The sequence below is a fragment of the Streptomyces sp. NPDC107654 genome, from assembly GCF_055639035.1.
In genome coordinates this window covers 34,334-59,798 of the sequence record NZ_JBVKBI010000032.1, presented here as the reverse complement: position 1 = coordinate 59,798, position 25,465 = coordinate 34,334, and the positions used below count along the sequence as shown (strand labels likewise).

26 protein-coding genes and 2 pseudogenes are annotated in these 25,465 nt (G+C 71.0%); 13 read left to right on the top strand and 15 right to left on the bottom strand.

Going from position 1 to position 25,465, the window contains the following annotated elements:
* Nucleotides 1–170 precede the first annotated feature (170 nt).
* The 3 genes from ACZ7N4_RS35335 to ACZ7N4_RS35325 are packed head-to-tail and all read left to right on the top strand — an operon-like array spanning nt 171 to nt 1,399.
* Nucleotides 171–755, top strand: a complete 585-nt coding sequence (locus ACZ7N4_RS35335) for a dihydrofolate reductase family protein (protein ID WP_471367272.1) — start codon at nt 171–173, stop codon at nt 753–755.
* 26 nt (nt 756–781) lie between these two features.
* Complete coding sequence (locus tag ACZ7N4_RS35330; RefSeq protein ID WP_471367270.1) at nt 782–1,033, top strand: hypothetical protein; 252 nt, start codon at nt 782–784, stop codon at nt 1,031–1,033.
* Between the two features lie 33 nt (nt 1,034–1,066).
* A complete protein-coding gene (locus ACZ7N4_RS35325) occupies nt 1,067–1,399 on the top strand; it encodes a DUF952 domain-containing protein (RefSeq protein WP_471367268.1) in 333 nt (110 codons plus the stop codon).
* Between the two features lie 92 nt (nt 1,400–1,491).
* Here ACZ7N4_RS35325 and ACZ7N4_RS35320 read toward each other — a convergent pair whose 3' ends face one another.
* The 3 genes from ACZ7N4_RS35320 to ACZ7N4_RS35310 are packed head-to-tail and all read right to left on the bottom strand — an operon-like array spanning nt 1,492 to nt 3,147.
* Nucleotides 1,492–2,232, bottom strand: coding sequence for a VOC family protein (locus tag ACZ7N4_RS35320; RefSeq protein WP_471367265.1), 741 nt, complete (start codon nt 2,230–2,232; stop codon nt 1,492–1,494).
* 42 nt (nt 2,233–2,274) lie between these two features.
* Nucleotides 2,275–2,691: a VOC family protein gene (locus ACZ7N4_RS35315; protein ID WP_467931107.1), complete on the bottom strand. Its 417-nt coding sequence runs from the start codon at nt 2,689–2,691 to the stop codon at nt 2,275–2,277.
* Between the two features lie 54 nt (nt 2,692–2,745).
* A complete protein-coding gene (locus tag ACZ7N4_RS35310; protein ID WP_471367263.1) occupies nt 2,746–3,147 on the bottom strand; it encodes a helix-turn-helix transcriptional regulator in 402 nt (133 codons plus the stop codon).
* 179 nt (nt 3,148–3,326) lie between these two features.
* Between ACZ7N4_RS35310 and ACZ7N4_RS35305 the strand changes: the two are divergent.
* Nucleotides 3,327–3,443, top strand: a pseudogene (locus ACZ7N4_RS35305) (alpha/beta hydrolase); the annotation flags it as partial.
* Nucleotides 3,444–3,776: 333 nt separating this feature from the next.
* Here ACZ7N4_RS35305 and sodN read toward each other — a convergent pair.
* Nucleotides 3,777–4,172 (bottom strand): superoxide dismutase, Ni, encoded by a 396-nt coding sequence (gene sodN, locus ACZ7N4_RS35300; RefSeq protein ID WP_014674929.1) that lies wholly within the window; start codon nt 4,170–4,172, stop codon nt 3,777–3,779.
* Between the two features lie 145 nt (nt 4,173–4,317).
* Between sodN and sodX the strand changes: the two genes are divergently transcribed.
* A complete protein-coding gene (sodX, locus tag ACZ7N4_RS35295) occupies nt 4,318–4,752 on the top strand; it encodes a nickel-type superoxide dismutase maturation protease (RefSeq protein ID WP_471367309.1) in 435 nt (144 codons plus the stop codon).
* Here sodX and ACZ7N4_RS35290 read toward each other — a convergent pair.
* Nucleotides 4,656–5,285: a CGNR zinc finger domain-containing protein gene (locus ACZ7N4_RS35290; protein WP_471367261.1), complete on the bottom strand. Its 630-nt coding sequence runs from the start codon at nt 5,283–5,285 to the stop codon at nt 4,656–4,658. The genes sodX and ACZ7N4_RS35290 overlap by 97 nt on opposite strands.
* A 100-nt stretch (nt 5,286–5,385) precedes the next feature.
* On the opposite strand from ACZ7N4_RS35290, the gene ACZ7N4_RS35285 reads away from it, so the two are divergent.
* A complete protein-coding gene (locus ACZ7N4_RS35285) occupies nt 5,386–6,144 on the top strand; it encodes a class I SAM-dependent methyltransferase (RefSeq protein WP_471367259.1) in 759 nt (252 codons plus the stop codon).
* Nucleotides 6,145–6,282: 138 nt separating this feature from the next.
* Here ACZ7N4_RS35285 and ACZ7N4_RS35280 read toward each other — a convergent pair whose 3' ends face one another.
* The 3 genes from ACZ7N4_RS35280 to ACZ7N4_RS35270 are packed head-to-tail and all read right to left on the bottom strand — an operon-like array spanning nt 6,283 to nt 9,020.
* A complete protein-coding gene (locus ACZ7N4_RS35280; protein ID WP_471367257.1) occupies nt 6,283–7,092 on the bottom strand; it encodes an amino acid ABC transporter ATP-binding protein in 810 nt (269 codons plus the stop codon).
* The gene (locus ACZ7N4_RS35275; protein ID WP_471367255.1) at nt 7,089–8,024 is read right to left on the bottom strand and encodes an amino acid ABC transporter permease; all 936 of its coding nucleotides are present in this window, start codon (nt 8,022–8,024) and stop codon (nt 7,089–7,091) included. Before ACZ7N4_RS35275 ends, ACZ7N4_RS35280 begins: the two co-directional genes overlap by 4 nt.
* 36 nt (nt 8,025–8,060) lie before the next feature.
* On the bottom strand, nt 8,061–9,020 hold the full coding sequence (locus tag ACZ7N4_RS35270) for an ABC transporter substrate-binding protein (protein WP_471367252.1): 960 nt from the start codon (nt 9,018–9,020) through the stop codon (nt 8,061–8,063).
* Between the two features lie 566 nt (nt 9,021–9,586).
* Between ACZ7N4_RS35270 and ACZ7N4_RS35265 the strand changes: the two genes are divergently transcribed.
* From ACZ7N4_RS35265 to ACZ7N4_RS35245, 5 genes and pseudogenes are all read left to right on the top strand, one after another.
* Nucleotides 9,587–10,810 carry an NAD(P)-dependent malic enzyme gene (locus tag ACZ7N4_RS35265; RefSeq protein ID WP_467931116.1) on the top strand — a complete coding sequence of 408 codons (1,224 nt, stop codon included), beginning with the start codon at nt 9,587–9,589 and terminating at the stop codon, nt 10,808–10,810.
* 227 nt (nt 10,811–11,037) lie between these two features.
* Nucleotides 11,038–12,003, top strand: a complete 966-nt coding sequence (locus ACZ7N4_RS35260; RefSeq protein WP_471367248.1) for a zinc-binding dehydrogenase — start codon at nt 11,038–11,040, stop codon at nt 12,001–12,003.
* 171 nt (nt 12,004–12,174) lie between these two features.
* Nucleotides 12,175–12,384, top strand: a complete 210-nt coding sequence (locus tag ACZ7N4_RS35255) for a helix-turn-helix domain-containing protein (RefSeq protein ID WP_030339104.1) — start codon at nt 12,175–12,177, stop codon at nt 12,382–12,384.
* A complete protein-coding gene (locus ACZ7N4_RS35250; RefSeq protein ID WP_471367244.1) occupies nt 12,384–12,956 on the top strand; it encodes a Clp protease N-terminal domain-containing protein in 573 nt (190 codons plus the stop codon). The genes ACZ7N4_RS35255 and ACZ7N4_RS35250 overlap by 1 nt, the downstream gene beginning before the upstream one ends.
* A gap of 129 nt (nt 12,957–13,085) precedes the next feature.
* Nucleotides 13,086–13,667: pseudogene (locus ACZ7N4_RS35245) on the top strand (IS30 family transposase); the annotation flags it as partial.
* 55 nt (nt 13,668–13,722) lie between these two features.
* Here ACZ7N4_RS35245 and ACZ7N4_RS35240 read toward each other — a convergent pair.
* From ACZ7N4_RS35240 to ACZ7N4_RS35230, 3 genes are all read right to left on the bottom strand, one after another.
* Nucleotides 13,723–14,076, bottom strand: a complete 354-nt coding sequence (locus ACZ7N4_RS35240; protein WP_471367241.1) for a hypothetical protein — start codon at nt 14,074–14,076, stop codon at nt 13,723–13,725.
* Nucleotides 14,077–14,377: 301 nt separating this feature from the next.
* Nucleotides 14,378–15,469: a PadR family transcriptional regulator gene (locus ACZ7N4_RS35235; protein ID WP_471367238.1), complete on the bottom strand. Its 1,092-nt coding sequence runs from the start codon at nt 15,467–15,469 to the stop codon at nt 14,378–14,380.
* Between the two features lies 1 nt (nt 15,470).
* Nucleotides 15,471–16,499, bottom strand: coding sequence for a DUF4097 family beta strand repeat-containing protein (locus tag ACZ7N4_RS35230; RefSeq protein ID WP_471367235.1), 1,029 nt, complete (start codon nt 16,497–16,499; stop codon nt 15,471–15,473).
* Between the two features lie 262 nt (nt 16,500–16,761).
* Between ACZ7N4_RS35230 and ACZ7N4_RS35225 the strand changes: the two genes are divergently transcribed.
* Nucleotides 16,762–16,941, top strand: coding sequence for a DUF6104 family protein (locus ACZ7N4_RS35225; RefSeq protein WP_003992906.1), 180 nt, complete (start codon nt 16,762–16,764; stop codon nt 16,939–16,941).
* A gap of 670 nt (nt 16,942–17,611) precedes the next feature.
* On the opposite strand, the gene ACZ7N4_RS35220 is transcribed toward ACZ7N4_RS35225, so the two are convergent.
* From ACZ7N4_RS35220 to ACZ7N4_RS35205, 4 genes are all read right to left on the bottom strand, one after another.
* Nucleotides 17,612–21,448, bottom strand: coding sequence for a multifunctional oxoglutarate decarboxylase/oxoglutarate dehydrogenase thiamine pyrophosphate-binding subunit/dihydrolipoyllysine-residue succinyltransferase subunit (locus tag ACZ7N4_RS35220; RefSeq protein WP_471367231.1), 3,837 nt, complete (start codon nt 21,446–21,448; stop codon nt 17,612–17,614).
* A 302-nt stretch (nt 21,449–21,750) separates the two neighbouring features.
* Nucleotides 21,751–22,875: a HAMP domain-containing sensor histidine kinase gene (locus tag ACZ7N4_RS35215; RefSeq protein WP_467931125.1), complete on the bottom strand. Its 1,125-nt coding sequence runs from the start codon at nt 22,873–22,875 to the stop codon at nt 21,751–21,753.
* On the bottom strand, nt 22,872–23,612 hold the full coding sequence (locus ACZ7N4_RS35210; RefSeq protein WP_471367227.1) for a response regulator transcription factor: 741 nt from the start codon (nt 23,610–23,612) through the stop codon (nt 22,872–22,874). The genes ACZ7N4_RS35215 and ACZ7N4_RS35210 overlap by 4 nt, the downstream gene beginning before the upstream one ends.
* A gap of 112 nt (nt 23,613–23,724) precedes the next feature.
* Nucleotides 23,725–24,402 carry a spermine/spermidine synthase domain-containing protein gene (locus tag ACZ7N4_RS35205; RefSeq protein ID WP_471367224.1) on the bottom strand — a complete coding sequence of 226 codons (678 nt, stop codon included), beginning with the start codon at nt 24,400–24,402 and terminating at the stop codon, nt 23,725–23,727.
* Between the two features lie 195 nt (nt 24,403–24,597).
* On the opposite strand from ACZ7N4_RS35205, the gene ACZ7N4_RS35200 reads away from it, so the two are divergent.
* Nucleotides 24,598–25,386: a rhomboid-like protein gene (locus ACZ7N4_RS35200; RefSeq protein ID WP_471367222.1), complete on the top strand. Its 789-nt coding sequence runs from the start codon at nt 24,598–24,600 to the stop codon at nt 25,384–25,386.
* Nucleotides 25,387–25,465: the final 79 nt, after the last annotated feature.

Below are 25,465 nucleotides of genomic sequence, written 5' to 3'. Positions count from 1 at the left end.
CGGCCGTCCTCCCGGCGGCCGGAGAGGACCCCGGAGTCCCCGGCCCGCGCGGCTCCTGACCCCGTGCGGTCACCGGGGGCTCCGGCCTGTTCCGGCACACCCCTTGCGTCACGACGGCTGGAGTACTACAAATGAACCACTACAGCTGGAGCGAATGAAAAGAGACCCGCTTGCGCAAGCTCTCGTACGTCGTCGCCTGCTCGCTCGACGGATTCATCGGTGACGAGCACGGGGACGCCTCCGCGATGTACCGCTTCTTGAACGAGGAGTTCCTGGACTACCTCAAGACGGACCTGCCGGACGCCCTGCCCACCCACATCCGCAAGTCGTTCGGCATCGATCACCTGGAGAACAAGCGTTTCGACACGCTGATCCAGGGCCGGGCCAGCTATGAGGTGGCCCTGCGGGAAGGCATCACCAGCCCCTACGGCCACCTGCGCGAACTCGTCGCCTCCCGCACGCTCGGCACCTCGCCCCACCCGAACGTCGAGATCGTCGCCGACGACCTGACCGGCCGAGTCCGCGCGCTGAAGGCGGAGGACGGCGGGCTCGACATCCTCCTGTGCGGCGGCTCGCGGATCGCCGGAGCGCTGCTCGAAGAGATCGACGAACTCGTGATCAAGAGCTACCCCCTGGTCTACGGCAAGGGCATGCCGATGTTCGGCACGGGTCTGGACCTCAAGGAGTTCGCCCTGGAGTCCCTGCGCGCCTTCGACAACGGCGTGCTGGTGCGGACGTACGGCAGGAAGCGCTGAGGCTCGCGCCGACCTACCCTGAGGGCATGGACCGCGAGGAACACGTCTGTCCCGTCTGCGGACGGCCCGTCGAGACGGTCGTCAAGCGGCACAAGACGCTGGGCGCCTGGGTGCCGGTCTGGGGTCCCGGTCCGTGCCGCGACCCCGACTGCTCGGCGTACGCCGAGCCCGGCCGTCCCGCCGAGTCGAAACGGCCCGAGTCCGGCCGCCCCTCCGGCTCCGGGCGGTCGGAGGATCCGTCGGCGGCGGGCGCCAGGGAGCCCTCCGAAAAGCGGTGACGGGAGCGGAGGCGGGGGCCGTAGCGTGGGCGCATGCCAAAGCTTCCGTACATCGTCCACACCACCGAGCGCTCCCTGTGGGAGGCGGCGCGCGAACGCGGGACGTACGAGACGTCCACCCGGGGCCGCACCCTCCAGGAGGAGGGATTCATCCACTTCTCCACCCGCGACCAGCTCCCGCGCATCGCCGAGTTCCTCTACGGCGGTTACGACGGCCCGGACCAGCTGGTCGTCCTGGTCGTGGACCCGGCCCGGGTCGGGGTGCCGGTGAAGTACGAGTCCGTCGAGCCGGGCGGAGAGGAGTTCCCGCACGTGTACGGCCCCGTGCCGGTCGAGGCCGTGGTGGACGTGGAGAGCTGGGGATGATCTGGGGACGGCCTGGGGGCGGCCAGGCTGCTGACGTGACCCACGGGCCGCCCACGGGGTGAATCGGAAGGCGGATCGGAGAGGGGATCGGCCTATCCGGCGTCGGCCGGCAGGCCGCCGGTCTCCGGGTCGCGGCCGGTCAGGCAGTACGTGCCGCCGGCCGGGTCGCGCATCACCGTCCAGTGGGGCCCCTCCCGTACGGCGAGGGCCCCCAGCTCCTCGTGCCGGGCGCGGACCGCGGCGATGTCCGCGCAGGCGAGGTCCAGGTGTGCCGAGGCCGGGCGCTCCTCGTCCAGCCGCTGGAGCAGCAGCCGGTGCGGCAGACCCGCCGGCTGCCGCAGCACGGCGAACTCCGGCCGGGATCCCGCCCGCAGGTCCCATCCGGTCAGCCCGGCCCAGAACACGGACTCGGCGTCGTACCGGGACGGCGGGATGTCGAGGCACACCTGGTCCAGGCGGCTGCCGGACGCCACCGGCGGCCGTACCGCCTCCCCCTGCCAGGGCACGGCGCAGAACAGCTGCCCGCCGGGGGAGCGCAGTACGGCCCAGTCGCCGTGGTCGGCCACCGGTTCGGCGCCCAGGCGCCGGGCCAGCGCGGTCAACTCCCGTACGCCGTCGGTGCACAGGTCGAGGTGGGCACCGCCCTCGCCCTCGGTGACGCCCTGCAGCTTCACGCCGGGGTCCGCCCCCTCGGGCAGCAGCGTCACGAACTCGCCGTCGTCACCGCGGAAGGCGGACAGGCGGGTGCCGGTGGCGGCCGTCCAGAAGGCGCACGCGTCGGCGAGACGCGCGGCGGGCCGGTCGGCGAAGGCGTGGGTCCAGCGGATCGTCATCCGGGGAGTGTAGGCGGGAAGTCCCCGGCGGCCGCGGGGATTTCAGTCCGCGGGCCGCTGCAGGAAGCGGAGCTGGTTGCCCGCCGGGTCCCGGAAGGCGCAGTCGCGGACGCCGTACGGCTGGTCCATCGGCTCCTGGAGGACGTCGGCGCCGGATTCCCGCACCCGCTCGTAGAGCGCGTCGCAGTCGGGCGTGGTGAAGATGACCCCGCGCAGCAGGCCCTTGGCGAGGAGTTCGTTGAGCGCGTGCTTGTCCGCGGGGGAGGCGTCCGGGCTCGCGTCCGGCGGCTCCAGGACGATCTCCACGTCCGGCTGGAGCGGGGACCCCATGGTCACCCAGCGCATCCCCTCGAAGCCCACGTCGTTGCGTACCTCCAGGCCGAGCACGTCCCGGTAGAAGGCGATGGCCTTGTCGTGGTCGTCCACGGCGAGGAAGCACTGCGCGAGTTTCACGTCCATGGACTCACCCTAGAACCGGCGGGCGCGTCCCGCCTGGGTACGGCGGGGCCCGGCTCAGTACAGGCGGCGGCGCGGCCGGGTCAGGCGGCGGGCCACGCAGGGCGGGACGGCGGCGCTCTCCTGGTGGTCGCGGGCGCGGTAGGCGCTCGGTGTCTCCCCGACCAGCTCGGTGAACCGGGAGCTGAAGGAGCCGAGCGAGGTACAGCCGACGGCGAGGCACACCTCGGTCACGGTGAGATCGCCCCGGCGCAGCAGCGTCTTGGCCTGCTCGATCCGGCGGGTCATCAGATAGCTGTACGGCGTCTCCCCGTACGCCTTGCGGAAGCTGCGCTGGAAGTGGCCCGGGGACATCAGCGCGTCCCGGGCCAGCTCGGTCATGTCGAGCGGCTCGGCGTACTCACGGTCCATCCGGTCGCGCACCCGGCGCAGCCGTCTCAGGTCCTCCAGGGCGGTCATCACCCCAGCCTCGCACAGGCCCGCACACCACCGTCGTCGTCCTCTCCCTGGCGCGGGACAAGCGGGGCCGTGCTTCCCCGAGCGTGTGGCGGTGGTGACGTACGGGAGCTGGCCGATCGTGCCTCGGCTCCACCAGGGCCTGCCCGGAGTCGTGATCACGTGGCGGGTAAAAGGGTGCGGAGAAGTCCCCGCATGTGAACTCGGGCACGCACAAGGAGCTGCCCCGGTTCGAAGTCGACAGCGCGGTCCGCTTCTTCGCCCGGCATCTCGGCGGAGCGGTCGACACGTCGGCCTGACGCGCGCGGTCACGGCGTCCGGCGTGCCGGCCGGGCGTCTCGGCCGGGGTTCGGGTTGAGGCTGCGCACGTCCCCGGCCGGACGGAGCCTGCGAACGCTCCGCTCCTCGCCCGGTACGACCTGGACCCGGCCGACGGCCGCCCCGGCCCCGCGACGGCCGGCCTCTCGGGGTGCTGACGCACCGGCTGGCGCTCCGGCGGGGTGAGAGCAGCCGGACGTAAGAGAACCGCACCCGGACCGTCAGGGACGCCGTGCTCGGCGGCCTGCGGACCGGGTGCGGGGAGGGAGACGCTGCGGTCAGAGAACCCGCAGGTCAGAAGGCATGATCGAAGATCAGGCCTTCTTGGTCTCCCAGAAGATCTTGTCGATCTGGGCGATGTAGTCGAGCGCCTTCTGACCCGTCGCCGGGTCGGTGGACGCCTTGGCGGCCGAGAGGGCCTTCAGGGTGTCGTTGACCAGCTGGTGCAGCTCCGGGTACTTCTCGAAGTGCGGAGCCTTGAAGTAGTCGCTCCAGAGCACGGAGACGTGGTGCTTCGCCAGCTCCGCGCGCTGCTCCTTGATGACGGTGGCGCGTGCCTGGAAGTGGGGGTCGTCGTTACCGGCCATCTTCTCCTGGACGGCCTTCACCGACTCCGCCTCGATGCGGGCCTGGGCCGGGTCGTACACGCCGCAGGGCAGGTCGCAGTGGGCGCTGACCTTGACCTTGGGGGCAAACAGGCGGGAAAGCATGGAGCATTCCTTCCTCGTGATCGTCTTCTCAGGTGCGACATTACTCCCTGGGGAAGGCGATTTCTCGGGTGCCCCCTAGGGCTTAGGACAAAAGTCCAGGGTGAGACTGAGACTGGTGGAGGAACGGACCGGGGAGGTGCCGGGGATGCCGGAGCTGTCGCAGGAGACCGAGCGGGGGAGGGCCGGGGCGCCCTTCGGGATCGCGGAGGTGACGGGGCCGTCCATGGTGCCCACGCTGCACCACGGGGACCAGCTGCTGGTGCGGTACGGGGGCGCGGTCAGGCCCGGTGACGTCGTGGTCCTGCGCCATCCGTTCCAGCAGGACCTGCTGGTGGTCAAGCGGGCCGTGGAGCGGCGCGAGGGCGGCTGGTGGGTGCTCGGGGACAACCCGTACGCCGGCGGGGACAGCACGGACTACGGGGTGGTGCCCGAGGAACTGATCCTCGGGAAGGCCTGGCTGCGCTTCCGGCCGGCCGGGGCCGGTCAGCGGTCGCCGCTGGCGCTGCTGCGCTGGGCGCTCTCGGCGGCGAGGCCGCTGCTGCCCGACCGGTCGGCCTCCAGGCGCTTGCGGGCCCGGTAGGCGGCGACGTTGGCGCGGGTGGCGCAGCGGTCCGAGCAGTAGCGGCGGGAGCGGTTGGTGGAGGTGTCCAGGTAGGCGTTGCGGCAGGGGGCCGCCTCGCACAGGCCGAGCCGGTCGACGCCGTACTCGGTGAGGTGGAAGGCAAGGCCCATCGCCGCGATCGCCGCGTAGCCGGCGGTGGCGTTGGACGGGTGGTCGGCGAGGTGCATGTGCCACAGGGGGCGGCCGTCCTCGTCCCGGAAGTCGTGCCCGGAGATCTGCGGGCTGACCGGGAACTCCAGCAGGAGCGAGTTCAGCAGGTCCACGGCCAGGGTCTCGTCGCCCGAGTCCGCCGCCTCGAAGACCCCGCGCAGCCGCGCCCGGACCGAACGGAAGCGGGTGACGTCCGCGTCGGTGGCGCGGCGGGCCGCCGACGAGTTGTCGCCGAAGAGGTCGCGGACGGCCTCGACCGTGGTCAGGATGTCCTTGCCCCGGGCCGGTTCCTCGCTGTTCACGAGACGTACGGCGTAATCCGAGTAATAGGCCAGTTCCACTTGTAGTCCTTACGGGGGCGCATTATCGTCGGGTCTGCGGTCGGGTAACAGCCGGTCGTGCTTCCAGGGTATTACTCGAACCGAGGGGGGTCGGAGTTCCATGACCACAAGTGCCGGAACCGACTGGGCGGCGTGGCAGGAGAGCTGGGACCGGCAGCAGGAGTGGTACATGCCGGACCGCGAGGAGCGCTTCCGGATCATGCTCGACATGGTCGAGGCGCTCGTGGGCACGGCCCCGCGCGTGCTCGACCTCGCGTGCGGCACCGGCAGCATCACCGCCCGGCTGCTCCGCCGCTTCCCCGAGGCCACCAGCACCGGCGTCGACCTCGACCCGGCGCTGCTCGCCATCGCGCGGGGCACCTTCGAGGGCGACGACCGGGTCGACCTCGTCACCGCCGACCTCAAGGACCCGGACTGGCCGGCGAAGCTGCCGTACGACTCGTACGACGCCGTACTGACCGCTACGGCCCTCCACTGGCTGCACAGCGAACCCCTCGCGGCCCTCTACGGTCAGGTCGCGGAGCTGGTTCGCGACGGTGGTGTCTTCATGAACGCGGACCACATGATCGATGACACCACGCCCCGGATCAACGCGGCCGAGCGCGCCCAGCGCCGCGCCCGCATGGATCAGGCCAAGCACAGCGGCGCCCTGGACTGGACCGACTGGTGGCAGCTGGCGGCCCAGGACCCGGTACTCGGCGAACCGACCGCCCGCCGCTTCGAGATCTACGGCGAGCACGCCGACGGGGACACCCCGCCGGCCGCATGGCACGCGCGCGTCCTGCGCGACAAGGGGTTCGCCGAGGCCCGCCCGGTGTGGTGCTCGCCCTCCGACACACTGCTGCTCGCCCTCAAGTAGGCCCGCGGCCGCGCAGGGAACGGCTTTTGGAGCCGGGCCGGACGGCTGCTTGGACGCCATGACGGGCGGGACATGACGAAGGGCGGTACGGGAAGCCGTACCGCCCTTCGTCATGCGTGGTGCCGGCGCGCCCTCGGGTCAGAGCACCTTCGACAGGAAGGACTGCGTCCGCTCGTGCTGCGGGTTCGTCAGGACGTCCCGCGGGTGGCCGGATTCCACCACCACACCGCCGTCCATGAACACCAGGCTGTCGCCCACCTCGCGGGCGAAGCCCATCTCGTGGGTGACGACGACCATGGTCATACCGGACTCGGCGAGGTCGCGCATGACGTCCAGGACGTCACCGACCAGCTCCGGGTCCAGGGCCGAGGTCGGCTCGTCGAACAGCATCAGCTTCGGCTCCATCGCCAGCGCCCGGGCGATCGCCACGCGCTGCTGCTGGCCGCCGGAGAGCTGGGAGGGGTAGTGCCCGGCCCGGTCGGCCAGGCCCACGCGCTCCAGCAGCTGCATGGCGCGCTCCCTGGCCTGCGTCCGGTTGATGCCCTTGACCTGCACCGGCGCCTCCATGACGTTCTCCACGGCCGTCATGTGCGGGAACAGGTTGAAGCGCTGGAAGACCATGCCGATGTCCCGGCGCTTCAGGGCGACCTCGCGGTCACGCAGCTCGTACAGCTTCTCGCCCTGCTGGCGGTAGCCGACCAGCTCGCCGTCCACGTACAGCCGCCCGGCGTTGATCTTCTCCAGGTGGTTGATGCACCGCAGGAAGGTCGACTTGCCGGAACCGGAGGGGCCGATGAGGCAGAACACCTCGCCCGGCTTGACCTCCAGGTCGATGCCCTTGAGCACCTCGACGTGGCCGAAGGACTTGTGGACGCCCTCGGCCCTGACCATCGGGACGGCGCCCCCGGCCGCCGGGGTGTCCTGCGTCTTGCTCAGCTTGTCGGTCATGCCATGCCTCCCTTGGGCCGGCCCAGGGACAGCATGTTCGTCTTCACTTTCTGCCACGGCGTCGGCGGCAGCTGACGGCTGGAACCGCGTGCGTAGTACCGCTCGATGTAGTACTGGCCCACGCTCAGCACCGAGGTCATGATCAGGTACCAGGCCGCGGCGAGGAAGTACATCTCCACCGGTGCACCGGAGTTCTGGCCGATGTCCTGGGCGTAGCGGAACAGCTCGGGGTACTGGACGGCCGCCACGAGCGAGGTCGTCTTCAGCATGTTGATCACTTCGTTGCCCGTCGGCGGCACGATCACCCGCATCGCCTGCGGGATGACCACCCGGAGCAGCGTCTTGCCGTGGCTCATGCCGAGCGCGTGGGCCGCCTCGGTCTGGCCCTCGTCCACCGCCAGCAGGCCGGCGCGGCAGATCTCCGCCATGTACGCCGCCTCGTTCAGACCCAGGCCGAGCAGCGCCGTCAGCAGCGGCGTCATGAAGTTCGACCAGTAGTCCTTGTAGAACGGCATCAGGTTGATGTACTCGAAGACCAGGCCCAGGTTGAACCAGAGGAACAGCTGGACCAGGACCGGGGTGCCGCGGAAGAACCAGATGTAGAACCACGAGATGGACGAGGTCACCGGGTTCTTCGACAGCCGCATCACCGCGAGCACGATGCCGCCCACGATGCCGATCAGCATCGACAGCACCGTCAGCAGCAGGGTCTTGCCGACACCGGTCATGATCCGGTCGTCGAAGAAGTAGTCCGGTACCGCGTGCCAGTTGATCCTGCCCTGGCCGAACGCGTAGATGATCGCGACGAGGAGCGCGATCGCGATGACGGCGGCGACGTACCGCCCGTAGTGCCGGACCGGGATGGCCTTGATGGCCTCCACGCCGGCCGGGGGCGTGTCCGTCGGCCCCGCCGTCTTGTCGATGTCAGTCACGGGTATTGCCTTTCAGTGGCCGCTGGCTGCCGCGGGTCACTTGCCGCCATTGATCACGGACTGCTTGACGGCGCCGTCCTGGGCGCCCCACTTCTCGAGAATCTTCTGGTACTCGCCGCTCTTGATGATCGCGTCCATCGCGGCCTGGAGGGCGTCGCGCAGCTGCGTCTCCGTCTTGGAGACCGCGATGCCGTAGGGGGCCGCCTCGACCTGCTCGCCGACGGTCTGGAAGTCCTTGCCGCCGCCGGAGGTCTTCACCGCGTACGCGGCCACCGGGAAGTCGGCGGACACGGCGTCCGCGCCGCCCGAGCGCAGCCGGGTCTGGGCCTGCTGGTTGTCGTCGAAGGGCTCGATGGCGAGCTTCTTGCCGCTCGGACACTTCTTGGCCTGCTGCTTGGCCAGGTCCTCCGAGGTGGTGCCGCGCTGCACGGCGAGCCTCTTGCCGCACAGGTCGTCCCAGGTCGTGATGCCCTTGGTGTCGCCCTTGCGGGTGTAGATGGAGACACCGGCGGTCAGGTAGTCGACGAAGTCGACGCCCTCGCCGACCTTCTTGCCCGTGTCCGGGTCGACACCCTCCTGACGGTTCTTGTTGTCCGTCATCGCCGACATCGCGATGTCGTAGCGGTCCGAGCGCAGACCGGTGATCAGGCCGTCGAAAGTGCCGTTCTGGAAGTCGAACGTCACGCCGAGCTGCTTGCCGAGGGCCGCCGCCAGGTCGGGGTCGAGGCCGACGACCTTGCCGGAGGAGTCCTTGTACTCGACCGGGGCGTAGGCGATGTCCGAACCGACGCGGATCTTGCCCTTGCTCCGGATCTCCTGCGGGAGCTTGTCGGCGAGCGGTGCGCTGGTGGTGGACGCGCTGCCGGAGTCGTTGTTCTTGTCCTTGGTCTGGTCACCGCAGCCGGTGAGCAGCAGGGCCCCTGCGACCGCGATCGCACCGGCCGCGGCCAGACGTGAGCGCGCTGCGGTCGTACGACGGGTGGAGCTTGCGGTCATCGTGGTTCCTCCGGCGGATGCGAAGAGTTGCCGATGGGTCGACGGAAACACACACCTTCGGGTGTCGCGACCTCGTGGGTTTACGGCATCTTGCCATTCGGACTACGCCATTCAGGGGAGTCGCTATGTCAAAATCGGATAACGGGTGACCCCCGAACCGCATCAGGTCCGGACATCCTTGGTCCGTCACCGTCGAACATCTACGGGAATCCAGCGCTCCGGCCGGAAAATCTTCGGCGTGTCTCAGTATGTGATCACCCTTCCCCCGGGCACCATCGGTCGGCCTTGGGCGTTTTCGCGCCGTTCCGGTCCGTCGGCCGCGTGTCACCGGCGTGTCGCTTTCCGGTTCCTGGATGTGACCTTGCACCTAATGGACTCGTCCTGGGCACCGTCCGTCCGGTAAGAAGGTTCTTTACACCCCTCATCCGGGGCTCAGGGCGCGTGTGCGGCGCGCCCGTCGCGTATGAGCTCGTACGTATCCGCAATCGAGCCGTACGCGGTGCCCGCCCACCCCTCACCAGGAGTGGTCGACCCTCAAACCATGCATACCTAAGGGGTAAAACAAAGTGGCAGCGGAGATCGTCAATCCTCGCAGCGACGGCACTACGGACCAGGACGGCGGGGCCGAGCCCCTCGATTCCTTCGATCCGGTGTTCGCCCTGCACCGCGGCGGCAAAATGGCTGTGCAGGCCACCGTGCCGGTCCGCGACAAGGACGACCTTTCCCTCGCGTACACGCCCGGCGTCGCTCGCGTGTGCACCGCGATCGCGGAACAGCCGGAGCTGGTCAACGACTACACATGGAAGTCCAGCGTGGTCGCCGTCGTCACCGACGGCACGGCCGTGCTCGGACTCGGGGACATCGGTCCCCAGGCCTCCCTCCCCGTGATGGAGGGCAAGGCGATCCTCTTCAAGCAGTTCGGCGGCGTCGACGCGGTGCCGATCGCGCTCGACTGCACCGACGTGGACGACATCGTCGAGACCGTCGTCCGGCTCGCTCCCTCGTTCGGCGGAGTGAACCTGGAGGACATCTCGGCCCCCCGGTGCTTCGAGATCGAGCGCCGCCTCCAGGAGCGCCTGGACATCCCGGTCTTCCACGACGACCAGCACGGTACGGCCGTCGTGACGCTCGCGGCGCTGCGGAACGCGGCGCGGCTGAGCGGGCGCGAGATCGGGCAGCTGCGGGCCGTCATCTCGGGCGCCGGCGCGGCCGGTGTCGCCATCGCCAGGATGCTGGTCGAGGCCGGCATCGGGGACGTGGCGGTCGCGGACCGCAAGGGCGTCGTGTCGGCCGACCGGGAGGACCTGACCCCGGTCAAGCGCGAGCTGGCCGGCTTCACGAACAAGGCCGGCCTCACCGGCACGCTGGAGGACGCCCTCGCGGGCGCGGACGTCTTCATCGGCGTCTCCGGCGGTACGGTCCCGGAGGAGGCCGTGGCCTCCATGGCCGAGGGCGCCTTCGTGTTCGCGATGGCCAACCCGAACCCGGAGGTGCACCCCGACGTCGCGCACAAGTACGCGGCGGTCGTGGCCACCGGACGGTCGGACTTCCCGAACCAGATCAACAACGTGCTGGCCTTCCCCGGGATCTTCGCGGGCGCGCTCCAGGTGCGGGCCACGCGGATCACGGAGGGCATGAAGATCGCCGCGGCGGAGGCGCTGGCCGCGGTGGTCGGCGACGACCTCGCCGCCGACTACGTGATCCCGTCGCCGTTCGACGAGCGGGTCGCTCCGGCCGTCACCGCCGCGGTCGCCGCCGCCGCCCGGGCCGCGGGCGTCGCCCGTCGCTGACGTCGCGCTGAACGGCCCCGCCCCCGTGGGCGGGGCCGTTTTTCTGCCTTTGCCCTCCCCTTTTCCTCCCCTTCCTGCCCTTTCCTTCCGCGCGGTCGCCCCTCCGGCCGGGCGCTCCCCGGCGCGCCGGCGCGGTGCTGCGCCGCATGGGTGCGGTTGCGCAAGAGGGCATGTGTCACAGGGGGCGCTGGTTCCGCCGACTGCACCGTGCACCTATCGTCGGCACCATGTTCGCTGTCTACGCCGCCCGAATCGACCGCGACCAGCCGCTCACCGGCCTTGAGTTGGGGGAGCGTCCGGCTCCCGAGGCCCGTCCCGGCTGGAGCACCATCACCGTGCGGGCCGCTTCCCTCAATCACCACGACCTCTGGTCCCTGCGGGGCGTCGGCCTCCCGGAGGACCGGCTGCCGATGATCCTCGGCTGCGACGCCGCCGGGATCGACGCGGACGGCAACGAGGTCGTCCTGCACTCCGTCATCGGCCAGACCGGCCACGGCGTCGGCCCCGACGAGCCGCGCTCCATCCTCACCGAGCGCTACCAGGGCACCTTCGCCGAACAGGTCGCCGTGCCGACGTGGAACGTCCTGCCCAAGCCGAAGGAGCTGTCCTTCGCCGAGGCCGCCTGCCTGCCGACGGCCTGGCTGACCGCGTACCGGATGCTGTTCACCAACGCCGGTGTACGACCCGGGGACTCGGTCCTCGTGCAGGGCGCGGGCGGCGGTGTCGCCACGGCCGCGATCGTCCTCGGCAAGGCGGCCGGACTCCGGGTCTTCGCCACCAGCCGGGACGAGGCCAAGCGGAAGCGGGCCCTGGAGCTGGGCGCGGTGGAGGCCGTGGAGCCCGGGGCACGGCTGCCGCAGCGGGTGGACGCGGTCATCGAGACCGTGGGCGCCGCCACCTGGTCCCACTCGGTGAAGTCCCTGCGGCCCGGCGGAACGCTCGTCATCTCCGGTGCCACCAGCGGGGACCGGCCCTCGCACGCCGAGCTGACCCGGATCTTCTTCCTCGAACTGAAGGTGGTCGGCTCCACCATGGGCACCAAGGACGAGCTGGAGGACCTCCTCGCCTTCTGCGCCGCGACCGGGGTACGGCCCGTCATCGACGAGGAGCTGCCGCTGGACCGGGCCCGCGAGGGCTTCGAACGGCTGGCGTCCGGGGAGCAGTTCGGGAAGATCGTGCTCACCAACTCCTGAACCCGCGGGGCCGTTGGGCCAAGAGCCGGTCCGGGGCTTGAGTCGGGAGCTGGGCCGGGAATTGGGCCGGGAGTGGGTTGAGAGGCGGGTCCGGGATGCGGGCCCGCCTTTCGTTCGGCCTGCCTGTCAACCGTGGTTGACGGATCGGGCTTGTCAACCTACATTGACATCATGAGTGAGGCAACCGATCTCGCCGAGCGCGCCGGTGACCGGGACCCGCGGGTGGGACTGCGGGCCGTGGCCGCGCTGCGCCGGCTGCTGGAGCAGTTGGAGGCGGTACAGGTGCGCAGTGCGCGCAATCAGGGCTGGTCGTGGCAGGAGATCGCCGCGGAGCTGGGTGTCAGCAGGCAGGCCGTGCACAAGAAGTACGGGAGGCGTTGATGTTCGAGCGGTTCACCAAGGACGCCCGGGCGGTGGTCACGGGCGCGGTCGAGAACGCGCGGAGCGGCGGGGCGCGGACGGTCGACGCCGAGCATCTGCTGCTCGCCCTCCTCGACGGCGAGGGCAGCCGGGCCTCGTTCGCGCTCGCCGCGCTCGGGCTCGCGGAGCCGCAGGAGCGGGAGCCGGTACGACGGGCCGTGCGCGAGGCGCGGCGGCGGGCCGGGCTGACCCGGGCCGACACCGAGGCGCTGGCGGGACTGGGGATCGACGTGTCGGAGATCGTCGCCCGGGTGGAGGAGGCGCACGGGGCCGGTGCCATGTCCGGTGAACTGCGTGGGCGGCCCGAGGGACGCCGGCCGGCCTTCGGCAGGGCCGCCAAGGGGGTACTGGAGAGGTCGCTGCGGATCGCCCTCGCCCGGCATGACCGGCGCATCGGGGACGAGCATCTGCTGCTGGCGCTGACGGTGGTGCCGGGGGTGGCGGGGGAGGTGCTGGCCGACCACGGGGTGACGTTCGAGTCGGTGACGAGGGTCTGCCCGCCCGCCCGGGAGGCTCGCTCGGCTGGACGGTGAGCGTGTACTGAGCGGGTGAGCGGGTGCCGAGAGGGTGGTGTGCGGGCGGTGCCGGGTGCGGACAGGCCCTGGGTCGCCGGGCGCTGTGCTCACGGCGCTTGCGGAGCGTCATCCGTCGGTCGGCGCGCGGCGGCTCGCAAGCCCGGACGCCAGGCACGGCAACGCCGGCCGCGCCACGCACACCCCATGGTCGTGATCGGCGAACGTCCGGCCGAAGCCGCCGACCGGGCCGTCCCGGGCCACTGGGAAGACGACCTGATCAGCGGCAAGGACAACGCCTCCGCCATCGGCACCCTCGTCGAGCGGAGCACCCGCCACCTCATGCTGGTCCCCCTGCCCAACGGCCGTGCCACCGACCGTGTCCGCGACGCCCTGGCCGAGACCGTCAGCCGCCTGCCGCCTCACCTCGAACCGTCCCTGACCTGGGATCAAGGCAGCGAGATGGGCCGCCATCACGAGTTCACGGCCGCAGCCGACATGCCGGTCCGTTTCTGCGACCCAGCCGGCCCCTGGCAGCGCGGCTCGAACGAGAACACGAACGGCCTGCTACGGCAGTACTTCCCCAAGGGCACCCATCTGGTCGTCCGCTCCCGTGCGGACTCGGACGCCGTCGCCGCCGAACTCAACAGCCGACCACGCGAAACGCTCGGCTGGGACACCCCGGCCGAGCGCCTCGCACAGCTCCTGGAGACAGCCGGTCGATCACTGTGACGCGACGACCGCCGGAACGCGCCTCTCGACGGTGGGAGGTGTCACGCGGGTGGCCTCACCCCCAACAAGCTGACGCGCTATAGCCCGCGTAGTTGTTGTTGTAGACGTAGAACCAACCGTTGCCGTTCGATGTGCCGCAAGCGGTATACCGGCCGCCCAGTAAGACGCTATTCGCACCACAGGCCCACGTCTGCCCCTTCAGGGCAGTGGTCACCAGAGCGGCACTGGTGCTGGTACTGGTGCGGATGGCCACGTTTTCCGATGCTGTCGCCTTGCCGTCGTTACAGGCCGTGTTGGACCTGAGTGGGGCCGAGCCATCCGCCGCACCGGCAACTCCCGGAAGGGCAAGGCCGACGACGGCGGCGACCGCCAGCGTGACAGCCAGCCTCGATCGCGTGATCTTTCCCATTGAGCCCCCTTTGATCGGTATGTGTGCAGTGAGTACCGACAAGTAGCGCCTGAGCTCCGCACCCCGTCAAGCGCCCTGTATGAGGTTGACCTGTTTTCAACGTGAACCCGTGGTCGAGGAACTGGAGACTCGTCGGCCGGGTGCAGCCGCCAGGAGCCGGACGCTGCTGCCGCCGAACTCGACAACGGCCCACACACACCGCTCGGCTGGGGTGCTGACGGCCTTCACGGCCCCGACGGTCGGCCGGCTGTGCTTGCCCGGCTGGAAGGCGGGTGGGGTCCGGCTCGGCGTGGGGGGTGGGTCAGTGGGTCGGGGTGTGGAGTATCGCCGCGATGTGGGCGGCCGCTGAGGACAGATGCCGGCGGGCCTCGCTCAGCTGGGTGGGGGTGACGCCGTGGTCGCGGGCCGCGTCGCGGATGCCGTCGCGGAAGCGGTCCAGCAGGCGGTCCAGATCGCGGGCCGGGTCACCGGTGGACTCCTCGTGGGCCCAGGAGGGCTCGTACGCGGCGGGGAAGCCCTCCGGGGGCGAGGTGTAGTGGACTTCTGAGGCGGGGTCGGGGCCGGGCGCGGGCGCGGATGTGCGCGTCTTGTCACCGGGGTGGTCGAAGCCGCGGTCCCTGCCGAACTCCTTGCCGAGGTTGTTCCCGAAGTCCTTCCCGAACTCGCCGAGATCCTTGGCCAGTTCCGTCAGGCCCTCGCGGAGGCCGGTCGGCCAGTCGCCGCGGGCGAAGTGGTCCTGGACCCGGTCCTGGACACGGCGGGCGATGCGCTGGAGCTCCTCCTGCGCCTGGGCCCGAGCCCGGGCCTGTGCCTCCTGGGCCTGGCGGTGGGCCCGCTGGGCCTCCTCGCGGGCCCGGCGGCTCTCGTCCTTCGCGCGCCGTGCCTGCTCCTTCCACTCCTGCTTGACCCGGCGCATCTCCTCCTTGGCGGCTTTCCAGGCCTCCTTGTCGTCCGGCTCGTCGTACCCCCCGTGAGCGGGCTCGCCCCCGGTGTCCTTCGCGTCCCGGCGGGCCTCGGAGGCGGCGGCGCGCACCTCGCGGCGCAGGTCACCGGCCGCGCCGCGCACGTCGGCCCTTATCTCGGCGGCCAGTTCCGCGACCGACTCGCGGATCTCCAGCTCCAGGTCGGCCAGCTCGCCGCTGCGGTCGGCCAGTTCGGCGCGGCCGGCGTCGGTGATGGCGTACACCTTGCGGCCGCCCTCGGTGGTGTGCCGGACCAGGCCCTCCGCCTCCAGCTTGGCCAGGCGGGGATAGACCGTGCCGGCCGAGGGGGCGTAGAGCCCCTGGAAGCGCTCCTCGAGGAGTCTGATCACCTCATAGCCGTGACGCGGGGCCTCGTCGAGCAGCTTGAGCAGGTACAGGCGGAGGCGGCCGTGGGCGAAGACGGGAGGCATGTCAGAGCACCTTCTTGTCGGTCGTGCCGTCGGCCGGGGCGCCGCCGGCGCCGGGGGCATCGGGGGTGCCGGTGGCATCGGTTGCGTCGGGGGCGGTGGCGGTGGTGTCCCGGCCGGATACGGAATTGTCTCCCGGGGTGGCCGAGGGGCGGCCGGGCGGGTGCGGTGCGTCGGAGGCCGGGGGCTTCGGGGGCTCGGTCTCCCAGGGGGTGCTCTCCTCGTCGTCCCGGGGCGGGCGGCGCAGCAGGGCGATCGAGCCGGAGACGGTGGTGGCGCGCAGCTTGCCGGTTCCCGCGCCGAGGCGGCCGGTGATCTTGTGGGCGCCCCACCGGCCGTGTACACGGAGTCCGTCGAAGGCGTTGGAGATCGTGCCGCTCGCCGTGTTCGCCTCCACCTCGGCGTCCGCCGGGTGCGGGAGACGGATGGCGATCTCGCCGGAGACGCTGGTGAGGCCGATGTCCGTGGGGCCGTCCGGGTCCAGGTCGACGATCATGGAGCCGCTGACGGAGTCGGCGCGCACGGAGGTGCCGGAGCCCTCGACCACGGTGAGGTCGCCCGAGACCGAGTGGAAGCGGAGATCGCCGGTGACCGCCTGGGCCTCCACGTTGCCCGAGACGGTGTCCGCGCGGACGGGGCCGGAGAGGCCGACGAGGGTGGTGTCGCCGGTGACTCCCTTCACCGCGGCGGGGCCGCGGATGCCGGAGACGACCGCGGTGGCGCCGACGACGCCCACCTCCACGCGGGTGCCGGTGGGGACGGCCAGGGAGACGACGGCGGTGCGGCGCCAGCCGTTGTGGTCGAGCCACTTGAGGAAGCCCTTCCAGGGGAGGTCCTCGTAGGCCACGGTGAGGGTGCCGCCGCGCTGGGTGACCACCAGGGGTGGGCCTTCCAGGTCCGAGACCTCCAGGCGGGCGGGGCCGTCGTCCGTGCCGACCACGTTGACCGTGCCGTTGACGATGCGGACGTGGAGGTCGTGGACGGAGGTGTCGAAGGTGAGCTTCCGGGGCTCGGTGACGGACCACTCGGACATGGGGCCTCCTCGGCCGGTCACGGTGTGCGAGACGCGGACGCGCCATATCGCGTCCCGTGGTAAACACGATATATCGCGGATTGGGGAAGTCAAGACACCCGTTCGAGGGAAGCCGAGCGAGGGGGCGAGGGGAGGGGCGCTGGTGCCGGCCCGGCGTCGGGGTCGCTCGCCCGCGGGCCTCCGTGGCCGACGGCGAGGGACGGGGCGCATACGCTGGGGGGAGTTGTTGGCAGGCTGATGTTTACGCAGGAGACGTGACCCTATGTACTTCACCGACCGCGGTATCGAGGAGTTGGAGAAGCGGCGTGGCGAGGAAGAGGTCACCTTTGAGTGGCTCGCGGAGCAGCTACGGACGTTCGTGGACCTGAACCCGGACTTCGAGGTGCCCGTGGAGCGGCTGGCGACCTGGCTCGCGCGGCTCGATGACGAGGACGACGAGTAGGAGACGAGGGGGGGCGAGCAGGAGGGCCGGAGGCCGTAGTACGGGCCGGGCTCAGTGCCGCCGAGGAGGAGGCGCTGGGGTCATCGGCACGGCGGGCGGACCGGCCGGCACGGTCGGAGGGGCGTGCGCTCCCCGCACTCCGGGCCCACGACCTCCAGTGCGAGGTCCTCGACGGCGACGAGCGGCTCCCCGGCCCCGACGAGCCGCCCACCCTGGTCGCCCGGCGCGACCTCGGCGTCGCCCTGCGCATGCCCGGCCGGTACGCCGAGGCCCTCGGCTCGGCCCGGAGGCCCTGATCCGGCGCGCGGGCGCGCCGGCGGCGGATCCGCGCGCGGCGCACGAGCGGCAGGAGGCCGGGAAGCCGGAGGAGGACGCCCTGCCGGCTCTCACCCGCACGCTGGGCGTCCAGCACCCGCACATTCATCGTGGCCCGCCAACAGGCGCGGCCGTACGGGACTTCGAGGCCCCCTGGCGGAAGCGGCCCGAAGAGGCGCGAGGCACCGAAGGGGCGTGGGGCACCGAAGGGGCGTGGGGCACCGAGGGGGCGCGAGGGGGCGTGGGGCACCGAAGAGGCGCGGGCACCGAAGAGACGCTGGGAACCGCGCGAAGGGCCCGGTACCGAGTCGGAACTCGGTACCGGGCCCTTGCCTTCGGCTGACCGCCGGAGACGCTACGCCTCGAACACCTCGCGGACGAGCTGCTCCTGCTCGGCCTGGTGCCGCTTCGCGGAACCCACCGCCGGGGACGACGAGTGCGGGCGCGAGATGCGGCGCAGGCGCTCGCCGGCCGGGATGTCCGCGCCGACCGCCAGGTCCAGGTGGTCGATCAGGTTGAGCGCGATGAACGGCCAGGCACCCTGGTTCGCCGGCTCCTCCTGCACCCACAGGTACTTCTCGGCGTTCGGGTACTTGTTGACCTCCGCCTGGAGCTCGGCGCCCGGCAGCGGGTACAGCCGCTCGATGCGGATGATCGCCGTGTCCGTGGCGCCGCGCTTCTGCCGCTCGGCCTCCAGGTCGTAGTAGACCTTGCCGGCGCAGAAGACGACCCTGCGCACCGCGGCCGGGTCGACCGTGCCGTCACCGATGACCGGGCGGAACTCGCCCGTGGTGAACTCCTCCGCCTTCGAGGCCGCGGCCTTCAGGCGCAGCATCGACTTCGGGGTGAAGACGACCAGCGGCTTGTGGTGCGGGTTGTGCACCTGCCACCGCAGGAGGTGGAAGTAGTTCGACGGCGAGGTCGGCATGGCGACCGTCATGTTGTTCTGCGCGCACAGCTGGAGGAACCGCTCGGGACGCGCGGACGAGTGGTCCGGGCCCTGACCCTCGTAACCGTGCGGCAGGAGCAGGACGACGCCGGAGGTCTGGCTCCACTTCTGCTCCGCCGACGAGATGAACTCGTCCACGACCGTCTGCGCGCCGTTGACGAAGTCGCCGAACTGCGCCTCCCACATCACGAGCGCGTCCGGGCGGGCCAGCGAGTAGCCGTACTCGAAGCCCATCGCGGCGTACTCGGAGAGCAGCGAGTTGTAGACGTTCAGCCGGGCCTGGTCCTCGGAGAGGTACTGCAGCGGGGTGTACTCCTCGCCGGTCTCCCGGTCGATGAGCACCGCGTGCCGCTGGCCGAAGGTGCCGCGCTGGGAGTCCTGGCCCGCGAGCCGGACCGGGGTGCCCTCCAGCAGCAGGGAGCCGATGGCCAGGGTCTCGCCCATGCCCCAGTCGATCGTGCCGTCCTCGACCATCGCGGCCCGGCGCTGCAGCTGCGGCTGCAGGCGCGGGTGGACGGTGATGTGGTCGGGGACGTTGACCTGGGACTCGGCGATCCGCTTGACGACCTCGGCGGAGACCGCGGTCGGGACCGCGACCGGGAAGCCGTCCTGGGGCGCCTGGACGTCGCCGGCGGCCGGCTGGGAGGTGGCCTCGCGGACCTCCGTGAAGACCTTCTCCAGCTGGCCCTGGTAGTCCTGCAGGGCCTGCTCGGCCTCTTCCAGGGTGATGTCGCCGCGACCGATGAGGGACTCGGTGTAGAGCTTGCGCACCGAGCGCTTCTTGTCGATCAGGTCGTACATCAGCGGCTGGGTGAAGGCCGGGTTGTCCGACTCGTTGTGACCGCGGCGGCGGTAGCAGATGAGGTCGATCACCACGTCCTTGTTGAACGCCTGGCGGAACTCGAAGGCGAGCCGCGCGACGCGCACGACGGCCTCGGGGTCGTCGCCGTTCACGTGGAAGATCGGGGCCTCGATCATCCGCGCGACGTCCGTCGCGTACATGGAGGAACGCGAGGACTCGGGCGCGGCGGTGAAGCCGACCTGGTTGTTGATGACGATGTGGACCGTGCCGCCGGTGCGGTAACCGCGCAGCTGCGACATGTTCAGGGTCTCGGCCACCACGCCCTGGCCCGCGAAGGCCGCGTCGCCGTGGATCGCCACCGGCAGGACCGTGAAGTCCGTGCCGCCCTTGTTGATGATGTCCTGCTTGGCGCGGGCGACGCCCTCCAGGACCGGGTCCACCGCCTCCAGGTGCGAGGGGTTCGCGACCAGGGAGACCTTGATCTGCTCGCCGTCCAGACCGGTGAACGTGCCCTCGGCGCCCAGGTGGTACTTCACGTCGCCGGAGCCGTGCATCGACTTCGGGTCGAGGTTGCCCTCGAACTCGCGGAAGATCTGCGCGTACGACTTGCCGACGATGTTGGCGAGGACGTTCAGGCGGCCGCGGTGGGCCATGCCGATGACGACCTCGTCCAGCCGGGACTCGGCGGCGGAGTCGATGACCGCGTCGAGCAGCGGGATGACGGACTCGCCGCCCTCCAGGGAGAAGCGCTTCTGGCCGACGTACTTCGTCTGCAGGAACGTCTCGAAGGCCTCCGCCGCGTTCAGGCGGCGCAGGATCCGCAGCTGCTCCTCGCGCTCCATCTTGGAGTGCGGGCGCTCCACGCGGTCCTGGATCCACTTGCGCTGCTTGGGGTCCTGGATGTGCATGAACTCGATGCCGGTGGTGCGGCAGTACGAGTCGCGGAGCACACCGAGGATGTCGCGCAGCTTCATCATCGACTTGCCGGCGAAGCCGCCGACGGCGAACTCGCGCTCCAGGTCCCACAGGGTGAGGCCGTGCTCGACGATGTCCAGGTCGGGGTGCTTGCGCTGCTTGTACTCCAGCGGGTCGGTGTCGGCCATGACGTGGCCGCGGACCCGGTAGGAGTGGATCAGCTCGAAGACGCGGGCGGCCTTGGTGACGTCGTCGTCGTGCGAGGCGTCGATGTCACGCAGCCAGCGGACCGGCTCGTACGGGATCCGCAGCGCCTCGAAGATGTCGTCGTAGAAGCCGTTCTCGCCGAGCAGCAGGTTGGCGACGGTGCGCAGGAACTCGCCGGAGGCGGCGCCCTGGATGACCCGGTGGTCGTAGGTCGACGTGAGCGTCATGACCTTGGAGACGCCGAGCTTGTTCAGGGTGTCCTGGCTGGTGCCCTGGAACTCCGCCGGGTAGTCCATGGAGCCGACGCCCATGATCACGGACTGGCCGGGCATCAGGCGCGGCACGGAGTGGACGGTGCCGAGGCCGCCGGGGTTGGTCAGGGAGACCGTGACACCGGTGAAGTCGTCCATCGTCAGCTTGCCGTCACGGGCGCGGCGGACGATGTCCTCGTAGGCCTGCCAGAACTCGAAGAAGTTCAGCGTCTCGGCCTTCTTGATGGCGGCCACGACGAGCTGGCGGTCGCCGTTCGGCTTGACCAGGTCGATGGCCAGACCGAGGTTGACGTGCGCCGGCTTGACGAGGGTCGGCTTGCCGTCCTTCTCGCCGAACGACCAGTTCATCGACGGCATGGCCTTGATGGCCTGCACCATCGCGAAGCCGATCAGGTGCGTGAAGGAGATCTTCCCGCCCCGGGCGCGCTTCAGGTGGTTGTTGATGACGATCCGGTTGTCGAACAGCAGCTTCACCGGGACCGCGCGCACGGACGTCGCGGTCGGCAGCTCCAGCGAGGCGTTCATGTTCTTCGCGACGGCGGCGGACGGACCACGCAGCGTCACGTACTCGGGACCCTCGGGGGCCTCGGCGGCCGAAGATCGCGCGGCGCCGGCCGCTCCGGTGGAGCCGGTGCCCGCACCGGGCTTCGCCTTCGGCTGAGCGGGCGCCTGTGCGGGCGTCGCCGGCTTGGCCGGGGCGGGGGCCGCCTGCGCCGCGGGAGCGGCGGCCGCGGCGGGCTTCGGGGCCGCGGGGGCGGCCGGGGCGGCGGCCTGGGGGGCCGGAGCCGCGGGCTGGGGCTTCGGGGCCGTGGTGGTCTCTGCGGCCCCCGTGGCCGCAGTACCCGCCGGAGCCGGAGTGGCAGGAGCACCCGGCTTGTAATCGGCGAAGAAGTCCCACCAGGCGCGGTCTACCGAATTCGGGTCCTGGAGGTACTGCTGATAGATCTCGTCGACGAGCCACTCGTTCGGACCGAACGCGGCAGCGGGGTTCTTCCCGGCTTGGTCGTCGGTGGAGATGCTCGAGTTACTGGGGGACTGTGGCGACACGGCGGCAACCGCCCTCTTCCGCTTCACAAGGTGATGGACAGCGGGAATAAAGGCTACGCCTCCCTGGCCGGGAAGGTCAGGCCGGGCATGGTCATCGTCGCGTAAGTCACATCAAGAATCTTGTTTCAGGGCTTGAAATGGCGGGAAACAAGCGTGGTTCCGCATGTGAGAGGGTGCGTCGGCCCGGGCCCGGCGCGCCTTCGTTCGACGGGTGGCGCGGGCCTGCCTGTGATCACACGTGTCCAGCTGCGCGGAGCGGCAGCGACCGTCGTGGATCTTGTGCTTCCGGTTCGGACCCTACGTCAACTCGGGACGGAAGTCAGTCCCGGGAGAGTGACGATGATCCGGCAGCCTCGCTCGGATTCGGCCACACCGATCCGGCCGCCGTGCAGATCCACCGCCCAGCGGGCGATCGCCAGCCCCAGCCCCGTGCCGCCGTCGCTGCCCGGCCCGTGCGGCCGGGTGACGGCACCCCGGTTGAACCGCTCGAACACCCGGTGCCACTCGGACCGGGGGATGCCGGGGCCCTCGTCCAGGACCTCCAGCTCCAGCGACTCCGGCTGCGGCCCCCGGCGCGCCCGCACGGTCACCCGGCCGTGCGGCGGGCTGTGCTTGACCGCGTTGTCGATCAGGTTGGCGACGACCTGGTGGATGCGCTCGGGGTCGGCGTGCGCGGTCAGCTCCGGCGGCGAGACGTCGAGGTGCAGATGGACGTCCGTGCGGGTGTGGCTGCCCGAGCCGGTGGCCATGCCCGCGCGCGCCGAGGCGACCATGTTGGCCTCCTTCAGCACGCCCGAGAGGTACGGCCACACCTCGAACCGGCGCAGCTTCAGCGGGACGACGCCGTTGTCCAGCCGGGACAGGTCCAGCAGGGTCTCCACCAGCCGGCCGAGCCGCTCGGTCTGCTTCAGGGCCGTCCGCATGGTCTCCGGGTCGGCCTCGGTGACCCCGTCCACGATGTTCTCCAGCACCGCGCGCAGCCCGGCGATGGGTGTGCGCAGCTCGTGGGAGACGTTCGCGACCAGCTCCTTGCGCTGGTTGTCCTGGGCCTCCAGCTCATCGGCCATGACGTTGATCGTCTGGGCCAGGTCGCCGAGTTCGTCGCGGCGGTTCTCGCGCACCCGGCGGGTGTAGTCGCCCTGCGAGATGGAGCGGGCCACCGCGTTCATCTCGTCCAGCGGCATGGTGAGCGAGTGCGCCACGAACTGCGTGATGAGCAGTGTGGCGATCATCGAGAAGACCGTGATGAAGCGCAGCTCCGTCTTGGTGTGCACCGCGACGATCGACAGACCGGTGGTGATGAGCACCGAGATGACGACCAGCGCACCCAGCTTGGTCTTGATCGAGAACGGGCGTACGCCGCCCCAGGGGTCCTCGCCGAGGGTCCCGGGGCTCCTCCGTGCGGCCTGGCGCCCGTCGCGGCTCACGGGGTCGGTGTCTCCAGCGCGTAGCCCACACCGTGCACGGTACGGATGCGCTCCGCGCCGATCTTCCGCCGCAGCGCCTTGATGTGGCTGTCGACCGTGCGGGTGCCGGAGGCGTCCGCCCAGTCCCACACCTCGGCCAGCAGCTGCTCCCGGGAGAGCACCGCGCGCGGGGTGTTCGCCAGGCACACCAGCAGGTCGAACTCGGTGGGTGTCAGGTGGACGTCCTCGGACTTCACCCGCACCCTGCGCTGCGCGTGGTCGATCTCCAGCTCGCCGAGGCGCAGGATGCCGGAGCGGGGCGTGGCGGCGGCCAGCGCGGCCCGCTCCATCCGGCGCAGCAGCACGTGCACGCGGGCCGCCAGCTCCCGCATCGAGAACGGCTTGGTCATGTAGTCGTCGGCGCCGACGCCGAGCCCGACGAGCATGTCCGTCTCGTCGTCCCGCGCGGTCAGCATCAGGACCGGTACCGGCCGCTGGGCCTGCACCCGCCGGCACACCTCCAGCCCGTCGAAGCCGGGCAGCATGATGTCGAGGATCAGCAGGTCGGGCTGCCAGGCCTCGGCCGTGTCGACGGCGGCCGGTCCGTCGGCCGCCGTCTGCACCAGGAATCCCTCGGCGCGGAGCCGGGCCGCGATGGCGTCGAGGATCGTGGGATCGTCCTCGACGACCAGCACCCGGCGCTGTGCGCCCGGGGTGGTCGTCGCCGCGCCGCTCTGGGAGGTGTGTGTCTGCTCCATCGCCCGCCCCTGTTGTTGCTTTCCGGAATCCGTGGGGTGATCCCATGTCTGCGATTGACGCTTGAATGATCGGCGTCAGGGCAGCACATTACGGGGACTCACCGCGCTGTCGCTATCCAGGTCGGACGCCGAGGTGGACGGCGTCCGGAACGCCCCGGGCAACCGGCACCTCTTCGGTACGCACCTGCTGGAACCCGGCATTCCGCAAGCTTCCTTCAAATTCCGGAGAGGGCTGGGCCGACCACACCGCGAGCACCCCGCCGGGTCTCAACACCCGCGCGCAGGCGGCGAGTCCGGCCGGTGAGTAGAGGCCGTCGTTGCCCTCCGAGACGGTCCAGCCGGGCCCGTTGTCGATGTCGAGGCACAGCGCGTCGAACGTGTCGGATGTCTCATTGACGTAGGTCACGAGATCCGCTTCCACGATCGAGGTCCGCGGGTCGGCGAGCGCGTCCGCGGACACCTCGGCCAGCGGTCCCTCCCGGTGCCAGCCGATCACGGCGGGCTCCCGCTCCACCACGGTGATCCGCCCCCACCCGGGCCCCGCGGCGGCGTGTGCGAGCGAGAATCCCACGCCCAGCCCGCCGATCAGCACCTCGGGTGCCGGCCGCCCGTCCAGCGCCGACCGGGCCGCGTCGACCAGCAGCCGCTCCGACCGGCCGTCGGAGGTGTCCATCAGGAAACAGCCGTTGGCGATGATCTGCAGCAGCGCACCGTGCCTGCGCAGCACCACCTCGCCGTACGGGCCGTCGCGTCGGTCAAGGACCACAGGAGAGTCGTACACGGCAGTCATGCCCCCATCCTGCTCGAACGGCGCCCGGCGTTCACGGGAATTGCGCATGACGCCCCCGGACGTGTGCCACGGGCCGCGGGCCGGACGCGGCGGGCCGGTGAGAGGTTGCCGTGAAACCGCTCTCGCGTGGCGTCGGTCATAGACAGCGGCGCACCGGGCACGGAGGGTGGGGCGCGACGGAAGGAGCGCCTCACCGTGGAACGGAGCACGACGGGCCCCTCGCAGGGCGTGTCCCCGCCCGCGCCGGGCGCGCCCCTTCCGGACGGCACGGCCGCCGCCGGCCCCCCGGTCCTCGCGGGCCTGCTCGACGGCATACCCCGCCAGCGCGGCGCCGCGCCCCCCGCTCCGGCCGCGCGCCCGTCCCGTCCGCTGCCCCGTCCGTGGCGCCTGCTGCCCACTCCGGCCGGCACCCCGTTCACCTTCGCCTACACGGCCGTCCTGGCCGTCACCTCCCTGGTCGCGGCCCGCGCCGACCCCGGTCTGGTGCACGCCCTGCACCAGGAGTCCAGCACGGACGTGGCCCACCTGGCCGGCGCGCCCGTGCCGGTGCTCCTGGCGAGCGCGCTGTGGGTCGCGGGCGGGCTCCTCTCGCCGTACGCGCTCGGTTTCGTGCTGGTGCTCACCGCGCTGGAGCGACGGGCGGGCGCGCTGCGGGCCGCCGGTGTCTTCCTGGCCGGCCATGTCCTGGCCACCCTCGCCACCGAGGTCCCGGTGGGCCTCGCCGTCCTCGCCGGCCACCTGCCCGGATCCTCGCTGCACCGCCTGGACTACGGCATCAGCTTCGGCGTGGCCGCGAGTACCGGAGCCCTGGCGGGCCTGCTCCGCCCGTGGCTGCGCTGGCCCCTGCTGGCACTGGTGACCGGCGCGCTCCTGGACGCGCTGCTGGTGTACGCCGATCCCCTGACCGACTGGGGTCACCTGATCGCGCTGGCGATCGGCGTGTCCGCCTGGCCTCTCGTACGCCGCCGGGACCGGCCGGCCTGACGGGCGCGGCGAACCGCGCGACCAGCCGCGAAACCCCCGGATGACGCAGGTGCTCCGTTGCCGTGACGCAGGTTTTCCG

Bases quoted from the DNA above. Each gene is read 5' to 3' on its own strand.
- ACZ7N4_RS35250 (WP_471367244.1), top strand. From the start codon at position 12,384: ATGTTCGAGCGGTTCACCAAGGACGCCCGGGCGGTGGTCACGGGCGCG.
- ACZ7N4_RS35330 (WP_471367270.1), top strand. From the start codon at position 782: ATGGACCGCGAGGAACACGTCTGTCCCGTCTGCGGACGGCCCGTCGAG.
- sodX (WP_471367309.1), top strand. From the start codon at position 4,318: ATGCCGGAGCTGTCGCAGGAGACCGAGCGGGGGAGGGCCGGGGCGCCC.
- ACZ7N4_RS35260 (WP_471367248.1), top strand. From the start codon at position 11,038: ATGTTCGCTGTCTACGCCGCCCGAATCGACCGCGACCAGCCGCTCACC.
- ACZ7N4_RS35235 (WP_471367238.1), bottom strand. From the start codon at position 15,469: ATGCCTCCCGTCTTCGCCCACGGCCGCCTCCGCCTGTACCTGCTCAAG.
- ACZ7N4_RS35285 (WP_471367259.1), top strand. From the start codon at position 5,386: ATGACCACAAGTGCCGGAACCGACTGGGCGGCGTGGCAGGAGAGCTGG.
- ACZ7N4_RS35280 (WP_471367257.1), bottom strand. From the start codon at position 7,092: ATGACCGACAAGCTGAGCAAGACGCAGGACACCCCGGCGGCCGGGGGC.
- ACZ7N4_RS35310 (WP_471367263.1), bottom strand. From the start codon at position 3,147: ATGACCGCCCTGGAGGACCTGAGACGGCTGCGCCGGGTGCGCGACCGG.
- ACZ7N4_RS35240 (WP_471367241.1), bottom strand. From the start codon at position 14,076: ATGGGAAAGATCACGCGATCGAGGCTGGCTGTCACGCTGGCGGTCGCC.
- ACZ7N4_RS35270 (WP_471367252.1), bottom strand. From the start codon at position 9,020: ATGACCGCAAGCTCCACCCGTCGTACGACCGCAGCGCGCTCACGTCTG.
- ACZ7N4_RS35225 (WP_003992906.1), top strand. From the start codon at position 16,762: ATGTACTTCACCGACCGCGGTATCGAGGAGTTGGAGAAGCGGCGTGGC.
- ACZ7N4_RS35205 (WP_471367224.1), bottom strand. From the start codon at position 24,402: ATGACTGCCGTGTACGACTCTCCTGTGGTCCTTGACCGACGCGACGGC.
- ACZ7N4_RS35315 (WP_467931107.1), bottom strand. From the start codon at position 2,691: ATGGACGTGAAACTCGCGCAGTGCTTCCTCGCCGTGGACGACCACGAC.
- ACZ7N4_RS35210 (WP_471367227.1), bottom strand. From the start codon at position 23,612: ATGGAGCAGACACACACCTCCCAGAGCGGCGCGGCGACGACCACCCCG.
- ACZ7N4_RS35230 (WP_471367235.1), bottom strand. From the start codon at position 16,499: ATGTCCGAGTGGTCCGTCACCGAGCCCCGGAAGCTCACCTTCGACACC.
- ACZ7N4_RS35320 (WP_471367265.1), bottom strand. From the start codon at position 2,232: ATGACGATCCGCTGGACCCACGCCTTCGCCGACCGGCCCGCCGCGCGT.
- ACZ7N4_RS35255 (WP_030339104.1), top strand. From the start codon at position 12,175: ATGAGTGAGGCAACCGATCTCGCCGAGCGCGCCGGTGACCGGGACCCG.
- ACZ7N4_RS35325 (WP_471367268.1), top strand. From the start codon at position 1,067: ATGCCAAAGCTTCCGTACATCGTCCACACCACCGAGCGCTCCCTGTGG.
- sodN (WP_014674929.1), bottom strand. From the start codon at position 4,172: ATGCTTTCCCGCCTGTTTGCCCCCAAGGTCAAGGTCAGCGCCCACTGC.